The 16,575-nt window shown below is 68.4% G+C and carries 10 protein-coding genes and 2 pseudogenes; 5 read left to right on the forward strand and 7 right to left on the reverse strand.

Going from position 1 to position 16,575, the window contains the following annotated elements:
- Positions 1-554 (reverse strand): annotated as a pseudogene (locus BL253_RS37695) (NF041680 family putative transposase); the annotation flags it as partial.
- A 348-nt stretch (positions 555-902) separates the two neighbouring features.
- The gene (locus BL253_RS37700) at positions 903-2,696 is read right to left on the reverse strand and encodes a sensor domain-containing diguanylate cyclase (protein ID WP_116438932.1); all 1,794 of its coding nucleotides are present in this window, start codon (positions 2,694-2,696) and stop codon (positions 903-905) included.
- Positions 2,697-2,762: 66 nt separating this feature from the next.
- Between BL253_RS37700 and BL253_RS37705 the strand changes: the two genes are divergently transcribed.
- The 3 genes from BL253_RS37705 (at position 2,763) to BL253_RS37715 (ending at position 5,327) form a co-directional block, all read left to right on the forward strand.
- A complete protein-coding gene (locus BL253_RS37705) occupies positions 2,763-3,032 on the forward strand; it encodes a hypothetical protein (protein WP_076822849.1) in 270 nt (89 codons plus the stop codon).
- 333 nt (positions 3,033-3,365) lie between these two features.
- On the forward strand, positions 3,366-4,388 hold the full coding sequence (locus tag BL253_RS37710; protein WP_198946557.1) for a zinc-dependent alcohol dehydrogenase family protein: 1,023 nt from the start codon (positions 3,366-3,368) through the stop codon (positions 4,386-4,388).
- 57 nt (positions 4,389-4,445) lie between these two features.
- Positions 4,446-5,327 (forward strand): helix-turn-helix transcriptional regulator, encoded by an 882-nt coding sequence (locus BL253_RS37715; protein ID WP_076822851.1) that lies wholly within the window; start codon positions 4,446-4,448, stop codon positions 5,325-5,327.
- Positions 5,328-5,612: 285 nt separating this feature from the next.
- Here the strand turns inward: BL253_RS37715 and BL253_RS44535 are convergent.
- Positions 5,613-6,078: pseudogene (locus tag BL253_RS44535) on the reverse strand (hypothetical protein); the annotation flags it as partial.
- A 579-nt stretch (positions 6,079-6,657) separates the two neighbouring features.
- Between BL253_RS44535 and BL253_RS37725 the strand changes: the two are divergent.
- Positions 6,658-11,586: a diguanylate cyclase gene (locus BL253_RS37725; protein ID WP_076822855.1), complete on the forward strand. Its 4,929-nt coding sequence runs from the start codon at positions 6,658-6,660 to the stop codon at positions 11,584-11,586.
- Positions 11,587-11,625: 39 nt separating this feature from the next.
- Here the strand turns inward: BL253_RS37725 and BL253_RS37730 are convergent, their stop codons facing one another.
- The 3 genes from BL253_RS37730 to BL253_RS37740 all read right to left on the reverse strand — a co-directional run bounded on the left by BL253_RS37730 (position 11,626) and on the right by BL253_RS37740 (position 14,019).
- Positions 11,626-12,489, reverse strand: a complete 864-nt coding sequence (locus BL253_RS37730) for a thiopeptide-type bacteriocin biosynthesis protein (protein ID WP_076822857.1) — start codon at positions 12,487-12,489, stop codon at positions 11,626-11,628.
- A gap of 434 nt (positions 12,490-12,923) precedes the next feature.
- Positions 12,924-13,688: an ATP-binding protein gene (locus tag BL253_RS37735; RefSeq protein ID WP_081439089.1), complete on the reverse strand. Its 765-nt coding sequence runs from the start codon at positions 13,686-13,688 to the stop codon at positions 12,924-12,926.
- 43 nt (positions 13,689-13,731) lie between these two features.
- Positions 13,732-14,019, reverse strand: coding sequence for a hypothetical protein (locus BL253_RS37740; RefSeq protein WP_076822862.1), 288 nt, complete (start codon positions 14,017-14,019; stop codon positions 13,732-13,734).
- A gap of 986 nt (positions 14,020-15,005) precedes the next feature.
- Between BL253_RS37740 and BL253_RS37745 the strand changes: the two genes are divergently transcribed.
- Entirely contained in the window at positions 15,006-16,142 is a 1,137-nt protein-coding gene (locus tag BL253_RS37745) for a hypothetical protein (RefSeq protein ID WP_131831691.1), read from the forward strand.
- 18 nt (positions 16,143-16,160) lie between these two features.
- Here the strand turns inward: BL253_RS37745 and BL253_RS37750 are convergent.
- On the reverse strand, positions 16,161-16,575 hold a 415-nt coding region (locus BL253_RS37750; protein ID WP_131831692.1), incomplete at its 5' end, for an integrase core domain-containing protein.

A 16,575-nucleotide genomic window follows, 5' to 3' on the forward strand; every position in this document is an offset into this window, starting at 1 on the left:
CCGCATCCTTGACCTTCCCGGACTGGCGGGTGGACTGTGCGTCGTTGGTTGGGCTGTCCGGCGGGGCGGCCGGGGCCAGGTCGGCTGGGTTTCGGTGCGTTGGCTGGTCGGCGGTCTTCGGGCGGATGCGGTGGAAACCCGAGGCGGACACGGGCTGGGTCAGCCGGTCGGGCCGGGTGGCGGGTCGTTCCCAGGGGCGGCGTAGGTCCACAGTCAGGTGCCGGGCGAGGCGGAGCTGGGTGTAGGCGGCCAGGATCAGCCAGGTCCAGCGGGTCGGCCGCGGCCGGGTCGCGTCGCCGGAGATGGTAACGGGCGCGGTCCAGCCGAGGGTCTGCTTGAACAGGCGGAAGGTGTGCTTCGAGATCGAAGCGGCGTAGGAACGCTTGCCACCAGCGGTCCACGTCCGCCTGGCTGGCGTCGGTGGTCGAGCACCACAGCCACAGCGGTTTGGGGTTGCGCTCGCCGGGCAGCCAGTMCACGGCGAGACGCAGCAGCGTGCCTTCCAGGATCGGCAGTTGGCCGACGTGGTGTTCCCAGGCGGCGCGGTGGGTGAGCGGCCTCGGTGCAGCCGGTCGCAGGAGGRCCAGTCGGCCACCGTCTCCTGTTCCGGCCAGCGTGTTCGGCAGAGCCGTTCGGCCAGGTCATCCAGGTCGGCGTCCGGTATGCGGATCTGGTATGGAGTCACCTTGGCCACGAGAGTCATCTCGTCTAGGCACTGGGCGAAATGATGGCCACGTGAGTTCGCCACATGCAATCCCGCAGCGGCACCGCATCCTCCGGCTGCCTGCCCGATGGCTCACTGTATTAATTACCTATATGTAAGTAAGGAGAGTGGGCCGACGGCCGGACAGCCCGATGGGGAGGGCGCAGCCCGCCATCCGTGACTCATCGTGCGGGATCTGTCAGCGGCGACCTGTCCGGTGGGGCGACGTCGCCGGGTCGAGGCACATGACCGGCTGGTAGGCGACGCAGCGACCGGGGCCGGCTCGTTTCGCGGTGTACATCGCGACGTCGGAGGCATTCAGGAGACGATCGGGATCCGCGAGGCCGGTTCCTGAGATCGCCACGCCAACACTGGCCGTGACGGTGGCCTCGGTCTCCGGCAAAGGGATCGGCTTGGTAAGTGCGGTGATGACGCGGTGCGCCACCTGCTCGACCTCGGTGATCGTGGAGACGTGTTCGCATAGGACGGCGAACTCGTCTCCGGCGAGCCGGGCCACGACATCATTCGGCCGCACCGAGGCACGCAGCCGATCGGCCACTTCACGCAGGACGTCGTCGCCAGCGCGGTGACCGAGGGTGTCATTGATGGACTTGAAACCGTCCAGGTCCACGAAGGCGACGCCGGTGCGGACCTGCTCGTTCCGGTTTTGTTCGAGACTGCGCCCAAGTCGGTCGAGCAGGGCGGCGCGGTTGGGGAGGTCGGTCAGACTGTCATGCAGCGCACGGTAGCGGGCTTCGCGTTCCATCGTGAACCGGACCGCCGCGGAGCCGAGCACGCTGGCGACCGCATCGACGAAGTCCACTTCGCGGCGGGTGAACGGCCCGGCCGCGGGCCCCAGGCTGCCGCCTTCGTCATGCTGGTCGCCATCGGCGACCGCGTGTTCCTGGTCCGTCCGGTGGACGGAGAGGACGGCGGCGGGCGCGTTGGGTTGGCCGAGCAGCATGGACGCTGTTGACCAATGCCCCACCCGGCGGGGATTGCGTCCAGCAGCCCCGTCGCCGTGATTTGACGGCGCGCTCAGAAGAGCCTCCCGAGTTGCCGCGGCAAGGACAGCAGCCGGTGGCAATGCGCCAGCTGCGGCGACCAGGCGGGGTTCGTCTCCCGGCTCGGTCGCATGCACGGTGACGGCCGCACTGAGTCGGCTCGCCAGCACTGTGGCGGCTTGGTTCCACAGCCTGTCGGGCTCGACGATCTGCAACGCCTGATGAGCCAGTTCGGTGAGGACGCTCTGCTCGGCATGTGCCTGTTCGCGTTCGGTCACGTCGGTGGCGATCGCTGCGACGTGGCTAACCTCCCCAGCCGGATCGCGGACCGGCCGGATGCGCATGTCGTAGTAGTGCCCGTAAACCTCGGTCGTCCCGGTGGACGGCTCGCCGTCCGCCGCTCGCCGTACCATCGACACGCACTCTGGCGCATGGGTGAAAACTTCGAAGATGGACGATCGCTCGGCGGCCCTTAGGTCGTTGACCAAGGCGCCGATGTCGCCACCAGCGGATACCACGATCCGGCCGGAGAGATCCGTGAGGCCTATCGAAACGGGGCTGTTCTCCAGTACCAGCTGCAGTTGGTGGCGGGCTGTCTCAGCGTCGGTCACGTCCAGGATCTGGCTGAGACAGCACGGCTCACCCGCATCGGCCTCGAGGCTGGCGGTGATCAATACGTCAGCCGGGGTGCCGTCGGGGCGGACGATACGTGTCAGATGCCTCGACATCGTTCGCTCGCTGCTCAGATGCCGACACAAGTTCGCCCAGCTGTAGAGAAGGGGGGGAAGGTCCAGGGCATCCCAGGTCGCCCCGACAAGGTCGGCCCTGGCCCGGCCCAGAGTATGGCACGCGGCGGCATTGGCGCGCCGGATCCGCCGGCTTCGGATGCAGGTCAGGGTTAGTCCGATCTCAAGACGATCGAACAGCTCGTCGACCCATGCCACCGACGTCGCGCCCATCTCCTCTCCGGAAAGCTCTTCAGTATACATTACCCGCGATCGGCGTGATACTCAGACGTAGCACGAGATCCGGCCTGGCGCCAGGTCGGAGCTCCCATGTCCTCAGCGCAGCTGGCGGTCCCATGTCACCGCAGGGCAACCATTCGGGCCCTCAAGGCGTTTGCGAATCAGCGGCTCGCGGCCGGGCAGGGCGAGCTCGACCTCGGCCTGGACGTGGTCGGCTCGTCAGGTGCCCCGCTGCCGGTCGTCGCCTCGCGGATGGGGCATCTGTGGGACGCGCTGTGCCGCGCCTACGATGCGGTCGGTCTGGCCACGGCGACCGGCGGGGGCCCGGTGTTCCGTGCCCTGGTACTGGTTCGGTGGTGACCGCGTCAACAGTGGCCGATGCGGTGCAAATCTGGACGAGACGGCGCCAATGTCCGGCATCGCGACAGTGATGGGACCAGCTCCGTTTCGTCGATCAGCGGTCCATCGCTGGATACGACAACCCGGAAGACCTGCAGTGCCAGACGAACTGCCGCTCACAACAGATCGCGATGACTCCTGACGCTGCGCCACCACCGGAGGTGAGACGGAGCCCCGCGTTCGGTGTGGTCCGGCTGGGGGGTGCTGTCGTCCCCTCCCAGCGAGCGCGTTCGCCGGGTTCGATGGATTGCGTAAGGCGCGAATGCCGAAATGCAGAGCAAGGAGGACATCCCCATGCGTGGAGTGGTGATGCATACCGCCGGTGACGTCCGCGTGGAGGACCGCGAGGATCCCAGGATCATCGAGCCGACGGATGCAGTCATCCGGTTGACGGCGACCTGTGTCTGCGGGTCGGACCTGTGGCCCTACCGGGGCATCGAGCCGGCCGACCACCAGGTGATGGGGCACGAGTACGTCGGTGTCGTCGAGGAGATCGGCGCGGACGTGCGGAAGGTCAAGGTCGGCGACTTCGTCGTCGGGTCGTTCGTCATCTCCGACAACACGTGCGAGATCTGCCAAGCCGGCTACCAGTCCAAGTGTGTGCACGCCTCCTTCGTGGCGCAGACCATCGGCACCCAGTCCGAGAAGGCCCGTATCCCCTACGCGGACGGCACGCTCGTGCCCACGCCGCGGCAGCCGGACCCGGAACTGGTCCCCTCGCTGCTGGCCGCGTCCGACGTGCTGGGCACCGGTTGGTTCGCGGCCGTCGCCGCCGAGGCGGGTCCCAGCAAGACCGTCGCGGTGGTCGGTGACGGGGCGGTCGGCCTCATGGCTGTTCTCGCAGCCAAGCAGCTCGGCGCGGAGCGGATCATCGCGATGTCCCGCCACCCGGAACGGCAGAAGCTCGCGCTGGAGTACGGCGCGACCGACATAGTGACTGAGCGCGGCGACGAGGGCGTGGCGAAGATCAAGGAGTTGACGAACGGGCTCGGCGCCCAGAGTGTGATCGAGGCTGTCGGGACTCAGGAGTCCACCATGCAGGCGATCGGCGCCACTCGTGGGGGCGGGCACGTCGGCTACGTCGGGGTGAACTACGACGTCAAGATCCCCGGCATCGACCTGTTCTTCGCCGGCATCCACTTGCACGGCGGCCCTGCCCCGGTGCGCCGGTTCCTGCCTGAGCTGATCCAGCTCATCTGGGATCGCAAGATTGATCCCGGCAAGGTCTTCGACCTCACCCTGCCGCTGGAGCAGGCCGCGGAGGGCTACAAGGCGATGGACGAGCGACGCGCCATCAAGGTCCTGCTGACCATCTGACGCACCCGTCCCGTCCCGGGGAGGCGCCTGACAGATGCAAGATCTACGGTGGAGGACATGAGCAGGAAGGACGAGGTGCGGGAGTTCCTGATCTCCCGCCGCGCGCACGTCACCCCCGAGCAGGCGGGGCTACCCGACTTCGGCGGCGAGCGGCGTGTGCCTGGCCTACGCCGCGAGGAGGTCGCCACCCTGGCCGGTCTCTCGATCGACTACTACACCCAGCTCGAACGCGGCAAGATCCGCGGCGCCTCGGACAGCGTGCTCAACGCGATCGCCCGAGCGCTGCAACTGAACGATGTCGAACGCGCGCACCTGTTCGACCTGGCCCGCACCCCGATCGCGCGCGGCCGGCGGCAAGCCAGGCCGGCGGTGCGGTCCTCGGTGCAACGGGTCCTGGACAACCTGGCCGTGCCCGCTGTCGTGTTCAACCCGCAGCAGGACCTCATCGCCGCGAACCTGATGGGACGCGCGCTGTTCGCCCCGCACTTCGAGGCCGAGAGACCGAACCTGGCTAGGTTCATCTTCCTCGACCCCCGCGCCCGGAACTACTACGTCAACTGGCTCCTCGCCCGCGGTATGACCGCCGCGATGCTGCGACTCGAGTCCGGACGCAACCCGCTCAACAACGACCTCACCGCACTCATCGGAGAACTCTCCACACTCAGCCCACAGTTCCGCACGGACTGGGCCGAGCAGGACGTGCACGAGCACCGCACCGGCCAGAAGGTCTACCGMCACCCCGAGGTCGGCGAGCTCGAGGTCACCTTCGACGTGTTCGAACTACCCGGCGAACCCGGCCTGTCCATCTGCACCTACAGCGTCGAAGAAGGCTCTCCTTCCGCGGACAAGTTCGCGCTCCTGGCCAGCTGGGCAGCCACCCAACCTGGCCCTCGTGTTCTCAGGGGTGCCACGAAGGCGGACCAGGAGCCGCGAGCGTGATCATTCATCGGGGCCGTCAGCCGTCGCGAACGTTGGTCCAGCCGATGTCGTCGACCTGGAAGGGCAGCCGGCCGCTGTCCGCGGTGCCCTCGCACCAACCTGCAGAAGGCCCGAGCCTGGTCTGTGGACGTATGCGACACGTCTCCGCCCCGGTCGCCGAGCGCGAGGGACGATGGTCATCCGTGCGCTTGCCTTCCTCATCTCCGGTCAGGTCCGCAAGCGCGGCGATGACCGCGCCGAGCGAGATGGAAGCGGCCGGCGCCCCTTTGGCGCCGCTGGGTCGGTCTATCCGTCGAGTGCGAGGTGGGTATCGGCGCGCAGCTTGGTGACCAGGCCGCGGGCGGAGCCACTGCCGATTCCCAGCCGTTTGCGCAGCGTTTCCGTGGAGATCGGACGTCGGTGGTGTTGCCAGTGCAGTACATCCTCCGCGCGGGCGCGGTGCAGTAGGTCCTGCCGGCGTGCCTCGCGTGCGGCCTCGGGTGACAGCGGGCCCGGGGCGGTAGTCCCGTGGCGTATCGGCTCGACAGTGGATGCGGTGCCGGCTGACGACGTCTGGCCTCCGTCGGGGGCGGGCGGTCGGCAGCCCGCGTTTCGCCAGATGCCGGTCGGCCGCTGTGGCTTGCATGGCGTGCAGGAGACCCGGGCCCACCTCAGACCAGCCGATAAGGAGTAATGGTCCGACAGCGTCGAACGCTGCTTTGCCGTACCGGCCGGCGAGCAGGGGTTCCGCGATGTCCAATGCGAGCGTTACCGGCATCGATGTTCACATCTGGGCCTGAGGTCTGCTGGTGATCATTTGTGGCGTGCTGTGGCGGTGGTTTTGCCGCGCGCGGGCRCTGTTGGATGCCGCCAGGCCGGGTGAGGGCGTGGCGGGGTCACCCTCCGGCGACCTTGTCGCGGTCGCGTCCTGTCGCCTCGGCGATTCGGTCGACTCCGATGGGTAGCCCGGCTCGCCGGGACGGCTACGGTCCAGCGGGGCGGGCAACGGCCCGGTGCCACCATCGGCAATGACCCGGCGCAAGATCGGTTCATCGAAAATCGCAAGGACAGGATGCCATCGGAGCGACTCGTCGCCGCCGCCGACCGTGACGAGTAGGACGAGCGAGAAGGTGCTGGCCGGCGGAAAGCGCCGCCATTCGGCGCATACATGATCGCGACGCCTGGCGCGGGCGGGCTGCTTTGGGCATCCGGCGTTCGCCCACGACATCGCCCTGCGCGACGTCGGCCACGCCTTCAACCTGTTTGACGACCGTGATGCGACGTTGCCGTCTCCATGATCGGGGCAGACTGGTCCTGTAGGCGATCGTGACGTGCTGTGGGGGGCTCGCCGATGGGATTCGAGCGGATGACGACGGGCCCGGATCCGCTGCCGGCGGTGTGCTCGGAGCTGCTCCAYGAGTCGGAGCGGACCCGGGTGGATCGGCTGGTGTTCCCAACCGGCAGCTTGATCCGGAAGGAGCCGCTGGGAGCTGGTGCGCAGGGACGGTTGCGCCATGAGGTGGAGATTCTTGAGCGGCTGTCCGGTGTGGAGGGGGTCGTGCAGCTGGCGGATGCGCCGGCGCGCTCGTCCCCGGGGTCGGTCCTGCTGGCCGATGTCGGCGGCACGGTTCTGTCCGAGCGGGCCATGCCGCTCGATGCGGTCGAGCTCGTCGAACTGGCGGAGTCGCTCGCGCGCGCGGTGGCGGGGATGCATGGCCGGGGTGTCGTGCATCTGAACATCAACCCGGTGAACGTCGTGGCGAGCGACCGGGGGACGCCGTTTCTGATCGATTTTGCGGTGGCGACGACGTTCGTGACGATCCAGCCGGGTTTCCTCCATCCAAGGGAGATTGTCGGGACGGTGCCATACCTGGCGCCGGAGCAGACCGGTCGGACGGGTCGCCCGGTCGACCAGCGGGCCGACCTGTACGCGCTGGGGGCGACCTTGTACGAGCTGGCAACCGGCGCTCCGCCGTTCGGTACAGGGGACCCGCTGCGCCTGATTCATGACCATCTGGCGAGGATGCCGGTGCCACCGGCGGTGGTGAACCCGGCGATACCGGCCGGGCTGTCGGCGATCGTCATGCATCTGCTGGAAAAGGAGCCGGACGATCGTTATCAGAGCGCCGACGGACTGGTGCACGATCTCGCACTGCTCCGCCAAGGTGGCGAGATGGCGAGTCCTGGCGACCGTGATCTTCCGGCCCGGCCATTGATCCCGACCCGGCTCGTCGGGTGTGAGGAGGAGGTCGACGAGCTGGGGGCGGTGTTTGCCAGGGCGATGGCAGGTCACTGCCGCGGGCTCCTCGTCTGCGGCGTACCCGGGGTGGGTAAGACATCCCTTGCTCGTCAGTTGCGGCCGATTGCGGCTGGTTGTGACGGCTGGTTTGTGTCAGGGAAGTTCGACCAGTATCGCCGGGATCAGGAGTATGACGGGGTTCGGCAGGCGTTTCGGGCGTTGAGCCGGCTTTTGCTGGCCGAGCCGGAGGATGACCTCGCCGAGGTGCGCGACCGGATTCTGCATGCGGTGGGACCCAACGCCGGGTTGGCGGCCGCGATCGTGCCGGAGCTGGCGGCGCTGCTAAAGGTTTCCCCAGAGTCGGGGGATCCGATGACAGCACAAACGCGAATGCAACGCATGGGAGTCCAGGTATTGCGGGCCGTCGCTTCCCGGAAGCGGCCGGTGGTGTTCTTCGTCGACGATCTGCAGTGGGCAGGGCGGACACCGCTGGGCTTCCTCGACCTGATCCTGGGCGGAGAGGATGAGGTCGAGGGGTTGCTGCTGGTCGGCGCCTACCGGGAAGAYGACGTGGACGCCACCCATCCGCTGGCGCCGATGCTCGCACGCTGGCAGCAGCTGCCGGTCGGCCCACAGATTATGCGGTTGGGCAACCTGACACCTGAGGGCCAGGAAACCATCGTGGCCGACCTGCTGCGTCTCGCCCCTCATGCCGCTACAGAGTTGGCCCAGCTGATTGCTCCCGCTACCGCAGGTAATCCGTACGAGACAGTGGAGCTGTTGAACTCGCTCCGCCAGGACGGAGTCCTAGACCGCGTCGAGGGTGGTTGGCGATGGGACCGGGAGGCGCTGCAACGCCGGGTGGCACATGTGGACGTGGGAGGTCTGCTGGCCGCGCGGGTAGGTCTGTTGCCGTCGGCCACCGCGGAGGTGCTGACGGTGATGGCGTGCCTGGYGGGCCGTGTGGAGCTGGACCTTCTGCAGGCCGCGACCGGGCTTACGGGGGACGAGGTCGAGCGAAGGCTCGCTCCCGCGTCCGCCGAGGGCCTGCTGGTGCTGGAGTTCGAGCGCCGGCCTGGTGTGCGATTTCACCACGACCGGACGCAGGAGGCCGTCCTGCGCGGCCTCGACCCGCAGGCGCTGCGCGCCGAGCGGTTGCGGCTGGCGCGGCGTCTGGCCGACTGGCCTGAGTTCTACGCCGTGGCAGCGGAGCAGTACCTGCCCGTGGCTGACGCCGTGGACGCCGGCGAGGAGCGGTGGCTGATGGCCAGGCTCTTCCGACGGGCCGCCGACGACGCGAAACTGCTGAGCAACTATTCGCTGGTGGAGAGGTTCCTGGCCGCGGCGGTGCCGCTTGTCGACCCCACCCACGCTGGCGAGCTGATCGCGATCCACACTGACCGGCACGCCGCCCTGTACAGCCTTGGCCGTCTGGAGGAGGCCGACGTCGAATACCAGACCATCAGCCAGCTGTGCATCCGACCAGCGCAACGCACAGCCGCCACCTTAGTGCAGGTCATCAGCCTCACCAATCGCGGCCGTGCCGATGAGGCGATACGGCTCGGCCTCGAGACGCTGCAGCAGTTGGGCCTCGCCGTCCCGGACCGGGACCACCTCGAAGCGGAGACCGACCGTGGAGTTGAGGCACTCTACCGGTGGATCGATCAGACCAGAGAATCCGACGATCTACGGCGGCCAAGAATTACCGACCCTTCGCGCCAGGCCGCCATCATGCTTGTCAGCCGACTCATRCCCACGGTGTACTTCCATGACCGGCCGATGATGGTCTGGCTCTCGGTGACGGCACTCGAGATGTGGGCACAGGGCGGCCCGGATCCCGCCCTGCTTGGCCCGGCCAGCTATGCCATGCATGTGACCGTCGACCGCAGGCACGACTACCGCACCGGATATCGCGTCATGCGCAGGATCCGCGCTGTTGGTGTGGCGCTCGGCTACGATCCTGAAGTATGGCGGGCGCGGTTCCTGTACTTGATCGACACAGGCCCCTGGTTCGAACCGCTCGAGGACAACCTAGCCGAGGCGAGCCGCGTGCTGGAAGGCCTGATCCAGAGTGGTGACCTGCAGATTGCCTGCTGGACCCACTACGCGCTGCTGTATTACCTGCTGGACTGTTCCTCCTCACTTGACGACTTTGTTGCCGAGGTCGACGAAGCGCTGGCATTCGCCGTACGCACCGGCAACAGCCACGCCGAGGAGTCGTTCCAGACATGCCGCCARCTGGCGAGGGTGCTGCGCAGCGAGGCCGGCGCCCTGGCAGCCAACGAGACGGCCCAGCTCAGGGTAACGGCGGGCAGCCCAATCGGCGCCGTCGACCTGCACCTCTCGCGGGCACTCGCCGCGGCCATCCTCGACCACCCAGGTGAACTGGCCCGGCACACGGCCGCCGCGATGCCTTTGCTGCCGAGCGTCGGTTCCATCTATCCGCCAGCGACGGTCCGCCTGCTGCGGGCCTTGGCGTTGGCCGGTCAGGCCCGGACCACCCCAGAGATGGGCCGGCGTGAGGCGTTACTGGCCGAGCTGGACGAGTTGCTTGTCTGGCTGGCCGGGCGTGCGGCCGACGCGCCGGTCAACTTCCTGCACCTGCTGCGCCTGGCGGAAGCGGAGCGGGCCTGGGCCGCCGGCGACTTCCAGGAGGCGTCCTACGCCTTCGACAAGGCCCAACACGAGGCCGCCACGCGGGCACGCCCCTGGCACCGCGCGCTGATCCTGGAACGCGCCGCCCGGTTCTACCTCGCCCACGGCATGGAGGAAGCCAGCCACGCCCTGCTCGCCGCTGCCCGCCGCCAGTATCTGGAATGGGGTGCGACCGCGAAAGTCAGCCAGCTCGACTGGGCCGACCCGACGCTACAGGCCGAGCCCACCGGCGCCCAGCCAGCCACGCGGCCACGGGCAGGTCCCACCGCCCGCCAATCCATCGTCACGACCGGCACCCTCGACCTGCTCGGCATCGTCGCCGCCTCCCAGGCGCTGAGCTCCGAGACCAGCGTCGAGGGTCTACGGACCAGGGTTGTAGGCGTCCTGTCGGCGATGACCGGCGCCACCAGCGTCCACCTCCTGCTACGAAACCAGCAGGAGCGCGACTGGCAGGCGACCATGAGCGACGGCGGCATTGTCTCCCTCCAGGAGGCCAGCCGGCGGCGACTGCTGCCTTCCTCGGTCGTCCTCTATGCCGAGCGCACCCAGGAACCCCTCGTCATCACCGATGCCACCCGCGACGACCGGTTCGCCCGAGACCCGTACTTCACCGACCTGAACCGCTGCTCCCTGCTGGCGATCCCCATCACGATCCGGGGCGAGGTGCGGGCGATGCTGCTGCTGGAAAACCGGATGATCCGCGGCGCGTTCACCACCGAACGCCTCGAAGGAATCCGGCTCATCGCCGGACAGCTCGCCGTCTCCCTCGAGAACGCCCAGGTCTATGAATCCCTCGAATGCAGGGTCGCCGAACGTACCCAGCAACTCGCCGCCGCCAACCAGCGACTCGAACTGCTCTCCGTCACCGACCCGCTGACCGGGCTGGCCAACCGGCGACGCCTCGACGAAGCCCTCAACGCAGAATGGCACCGGGCGATACGCCAGCAGACATCCCTCGCCTTCGGCATGATCGACATCGACCACTTCAAGCTCTACAACGACCACTACGGCCACACCGCCGGCGACCGCTGCCTCCAACAGGTCGCCGCCTGCTTGGCCGCCAACGCCCGCGCCACCGACCTCGCCGCCCGCTATGGCGGCGAGGAGTTCGCCCTCGTAATGCCGAACACCGACATCGACACCGCAGCCCGCATCGCCCATCGGCTCCGCTGCGCCGTCGCGGAACTGGCCGAACCTCACCCGCTGGTCGACACCCGCATCGTCACCGTGAGCATCGGAATCACCGCGCTCAGTCCCATGCCTGACAAAGGCGTGGCGACGTTGGTGGCGCTCGCCGACGCGGCGCTGTACCGAGCCAAGGAGGGCGGACGCAACCGAGTGGATCCGTGGAACGGGGCGATGGGCTCGGTGGCGGGGCCCTCCTGAGCGGCCTTGGCCGTGCGGCGTCTGCGGTGCTGATGGTCATCAGCCATGCGGGAGGTAGATGTGGGTCGCGGCCCGGGCGAGGGTGGTCTGGGTGGCGGCGGCCAGTCCGAGGCGATCCCACTGTGACGTCACGATCTTGCTAAGGACGTCGGCGAGCCTGTAGGTGAGGAGGTCTTTGTCGGCGGCATCGGCGAGGCGGCTGCCTGTGGTCGCGTACGCATCGCTCCAGGGCGCGGCGAACGGCGCGCGATCGTGGGCGGGCGTGGTCAGGACCGTGAGCAGCTGGGCACCGAGTCGACGGACAGCAACATGGTCGACGGTGCGACGGGCGTGGGCGAGGCGGGCGTACAGGTTGCGGTGGGCGGGCCAGTCGAGTCGGGCAGCGGTGAGCAGGGTGTCCAGCAGCATGGCGGATAGCTCGGGGCGTCGGAGGGGCGGATCGTCCCGGCGGATCTGGGAGAGGATCGCTTCGCTGTCCGCGCGGAACAGGTCGTGCGTGATCTCAGTGCCGGTCAGCCCGCCGAACGGCCGGGGGTCCGGTTTGTAGATCTCAGGCACGGTGGCGGCGAGGTCACGCATTCGGGTCAGGTTGCGGAACAGCCGCCTGACGGCGAGCGGGTCGGCACGGTGCAGATAGAGGCTCCAGGCGGGATGCCCCCGCGCAAACCACCAGCCGAATTGGCTGCCGGTGCGCAGCGTGTCGGGTGCCGGTCCCACGAGGGTCGCCATCGTCTGTTCGGCCTGGTCCTGGTCCGCGAAGGTGATCCGGACGCCGCACCAACTGCTCGCCGACCGATCCTGTAGCGCGGCTTTCCCGCCCGCATGGCAGACCCCGAGAGCGGCCTGCAGGTCCGCGACCGGCAGACCGCTGTGCGCCGCGACGTCGGGGAGATCCTCACTCACCGGCGAGGACGGCGCGCACGGCGTCCACGAGCTGACCCGGCGGTGCCGCGGGCAGGTGATGAGTGGTCATATCTCCCCCGAGAAGAGACGCGGTCGCACCAGGGCGCGGGATCAGAGCGAGCGCCGTTCGGGTTTGCGTCCGACGGCGGTCTAGCAGGACACGTCGGCTTCGATGAGGTCGCTGTCCGATCCCTCGTGGTTGGGGCGCCAGCGGTGCGGACGTCGACCTAGGAGAGACGAGATCGACGCCGGTGAAGAAACATTCCACCTCATCCAGGCTGTGGGCTTGGAGTTGCGGTGCGTCAACAGGGCTGCTTGCGACGCGCGCGATGGGCCAGGCAGGTTGCTTCGGGAGCTGGGTGTTGGCCGTACGGCGCCTCRCTGATCGGGGGTGCTCCGGACTCGGGTGTTTCGCTCGGGAGCCTTCGCCACGGTCATCGCGACCGGGAGTCGGCCGGGATGGGAGCCGGGGCRTTCCCCGCGAGCCTCGACGGGATACAGCTCGAGTCGGGGGTGGTGGCGAGGAGGCGGTCGCGGACCCGACGTAGAAGCATCAGGTCCGTGTGAACAGCTGCGCTGGGCGCCGTGGCGGCCGTCGAGGCCCGTCTGGGCAGCGGCGCCGGCCCGCCGGCGCTGTGGGGGTCTGCGCCGTGGTGCTCAAGTGCGGCCCAGACGACCTTGCCCGGCCCTGTCGCAGTCGGGTAGCAGCCCCAGGTGGCCACCGCTTCGACGAGGTGGAGTCCGTGTCCGGACTCGGCCAGCGGGTCGGGCATGCGGCGGGCTGGCATGCCGGGGGCGGCGTCGAAGACCTCGATCACAAGCCGGYGGCCGGTGTCGGTGAGCCGAACGGCGATCCAGCCGACCAGCGGGTCTGGCGTGGTGGTGTTCGTGGAGGCATTGACCGCATTGGCAACGAGCTCGCTGATCACGAGCCGCGAATCATCCAGAAGCGAGGGCAGGCGCCAGCCCGACAACGTCGCCTGTGCCTGCCGACGGGCGACGGCGGGCGCGGTCGGGGTGGACGCCAGCCATCGCACAACCGGCCGCGCCGCAGCCTGCTTGCCCGGCATTGTCGACTGCCGCGGCACGTCGACCAACGGGATCTCGGTTCTGCGGCCGGTTGATACCGGGGCGGGCGGTCGAGGTGGAGGTGGCTGTGTGCTCAGGTCTCGATGACCGGAATGCTGGACAGAGGGCATGGGGAACGCTCCGGGCGAGGCGAGAGAAACACGTTGATGCCGGTCAGCTGGCGGCTGCTGGTCGTGGTCGGGCTGAGGGTTCGTCCCGGTTGATCGCCGGTGGCGGGGCGTAGAGCGTGAACTCGTCGACGCCTTCCAGGCCTGCGTTTTCCAGCGCGGCGAGGCATGGCTGGCGGTGGGATGGCAGGACGGCGCGGATGACGGCCGAGCCGCCACGGGTGCCGGGCCGCTGGTCGGTGCGGTCGTGGATGGCCTGGTAGCACAGGTCGGCGAGTGCGGTGTCGAGGTAGGAGTCCGGCTGGTAGTCGATGCGGTCGACTCGGAGGGCCATCAGTGACCGGGCTGGGATTCGGCGTGTAGCCGCACGATCGTGCTCGCGGTGGCGGACAGGCGGCGGGGGTGGGCGGCGAGTGCGGCGGACGGCGGGGCCGTGTCGTGCTCGACATCGATGACGGTGAGGCCGGCGTCGGTGACGGCGTCGACCAGAGCATCGATGGTGGTGAACGGGGCGGGTCGGGCAGGCTTGGACCGAGTCCGCCTGGCGCATGACCAGCGCTGTGTGGCTGGAGCGGGCTGGCAGGCGAGGGTTGTCGCGGTCTGTAGAAGGCGGCCGAGGAGGTCGTATTCGAGGCGTTGGTCCGGGCGGCGGTGAGTCGAGTCGTGTAGCAGAGCCGGCCACCGGGACGCAGGACGCGGGTGGCATCGCGTAGGAGCCGATTGACAGCCGCGCGAGAGGAAAGCAGGGACAGCAGGCCATCAGCCGCGCGTCCCGCACAGGGTCACGTTCGCAGCGGTGACAGACTCGACGCTGCACGGCACGGCGGCGCAACGTCACTGCGTCGACAGACAACCCGATCGGTAGGACGACGCAGCCAGGGGCAAGAGAGCCGACCTTGAGCAACAGCAGCCGGACCTGTCTGCCACTGCCCGGGAAGTTGTCAAAGATCACCATGCGCACTCCGGCCGCGCGCATCGCCCGCTTGAGATAGCGATGAAGCGCGGTCGCGACTGTGACGTCGTCCATCCAGCCCAGTGGCCAGGCGCCGCGTGCAGCCGCAGCGAGTCGCGCCGGCGGCACCTGCTCACGCAGCCTGAACACCATGCAATCTGGCGCTTGGCCGAGCTGGCTTGCCAGCGTCGACTTCCCTACCACGGGTGGCCCGAGCATCGGCACCGCCACGGCGAGGGGCATCGCCATCCACCCCCATTCCTCTGGGAACCTCCGCCACGGCCTGACGGAGTGCGACGCCCTGAGCGTGAAGTWCCCCGGGAGTAGTGGCTATGCCGCGAATTGGTACACCTTCATGCGCAAGATGCATGGACACGGTCACGGGTGGTGCTAGCGTTGCTCTGCTGATCGTCCGCCCGCACACATCGATGGGGAGGCGGCTCGGGATGACACGCCCCCTACGCGGCTGTGCCCGGTGCGGCAACCGCCTCGCCGCTGACAACCTGGGTCCTGTCTGCGGACCCTGCGGGCGGACGGCTGCCTACGCCCGCTCGGTGCCGCCGAGACTGCCAGCCGAGTTCTGGCAAGCCGATCAGATGCGTGATGCCCTCGCCAGTTGGCACATGGGTCGGGTGATCTGTGCCTACCGGACGCACCCGCACCACGGCCAGACCCTGCCCCAGGAGCTCGTCGGTGGCTGGCTGGGACTGACTCAGCCGCAGCTCAGCCGCCTCGAAAATGRCCGTGCCCCGGAAGAGTTGTCCAAGCTCATCCACTACAGCGACGTCCTCGGCATTCCCGCGGACCTGCTCTGGTTCGACCGTCCCGGCGAAACCCGCCGATCGACGGTGGGCGCCGATAGCCGGGCAACGGCCTCGCCCAGTCCGTCGCCCATCAAGAGCGGGATGGTGTGGAGGCCGAGGCGGACTGGCACGCAGCTGGACGGCGCTGACGGTCTCCTGGACGACCAGAACGAAGTGGTTGGCTGGCGCAGCCTGGAGGCGTCCAACGGACCGGTGGTCAACGACCTCGCGGCACAGCTTCTCCCAGCAGCGAGGCTTGACGAGCTGTCACGCCTGACGGCCTCGCTCGACGACGCCCACCGCTACCTCGACAGCGAGGTCGTGGCGTCGGTTGCCCGCCAGCTCGACCGATGCAAGTCCGACGACGGCGAGACCGGCCCGGCGCAGGTGCTACCGACGGTGCTCGCGATCCTGGATCTAGTCAGCCGACAGGTCCGCGACGTCCGCGCAGAGGTTCGCCGTCAACTGCTCACAGTGGGAGCCGACGGCGCCGAGTTCGCTGGCTGGCTGTACCGAGACCTGCACGACCCGGCCTCAGCCACATATTGGTACGACCGGGCGATGGAGTGGGCCCAGGCGGCCCAGGAGCTGCCGATGCAGGGGTACATCTTGCTCCGTAAGTCGCAGATGGTCTACGGCGATCGCGACGCGGGGCGGGTTCTGGCGCTGGCTCAGGCCGCCGGAATCCGTCAAGCTTTTTGAGGCAGTGTTGTTCGAAAACTAGCTACTCGTCGGTTCCGGGTCTGGTTGCTCCTCGTCCGGTGGCCGGTTGATCCAGGCGGGTGCCGGGAGCTTCGGTGGGGTCGGGGGCCGGCGGATGAACCGTTCCGGGTGGGCGGCGTAGGCGGCGTCGAGGACCGCGGCGCGGGCCTGGCGGACGGTGTCGGCCAGGCCGTGGTGGACGACCGTCGGGGTGAGCATCCCGATCCCGGAGTGGCGATGGTGGTTGTTGTAGTGGTCGAAGAATCGCCGGCACCAGGCACGGGCGGCCTGCAGGTTCTCGAACGACCCCGGATAGTCCGGCCGATATTTAAGGGTCTTGAACTGGGATTCACTGTACGGGTTATCGTTTGACACCCGTGGCCGGGAGTGCGAACGGGTGACACCGAGGTCCGCGAGGAGCAATGCCACGGTC

Source organism: Pseudofrankia asymbiotica (assembly GCF_001983105.1).
GTDB classification, from domain to species: Bacteria; Actinomycetota; Actinomycetes; order Frankiales; family Frankiaceae; genus Pseudofrankia; species Pseudofrankia asymbiotica.

Coding starts and splice junctions, on each gene's coding strand:
- BL253_RS37740 (WP_076822862.1), bottom strand. CDS start 14,019: ATGGCCCTCCGAGTCGACCGCATCGACTACCAGCCGGACTCCTACCTC.
- BL253_RS37705 (WP_076822849.1), top strand. CDS start 2,763: ATGTCCTCAGCGCAGCTGGCGGTCCCATGTCACCGCAGGGCAACCATT.
- BL253_RS37700 (WP_116438932.1), bottom strand. CDS start 2,696: ATGTATACTGAAGAGCTTTCCGGAGAGGAGATGGGCGCGACGTCGGTG.
- BL253_RS37710 (WP_198946557.1), top strand. CDS start 3,366: ATGCGTGGAGTGGTGATGCATACCGCCGGTGACGTCCGCGTGGAGGAC.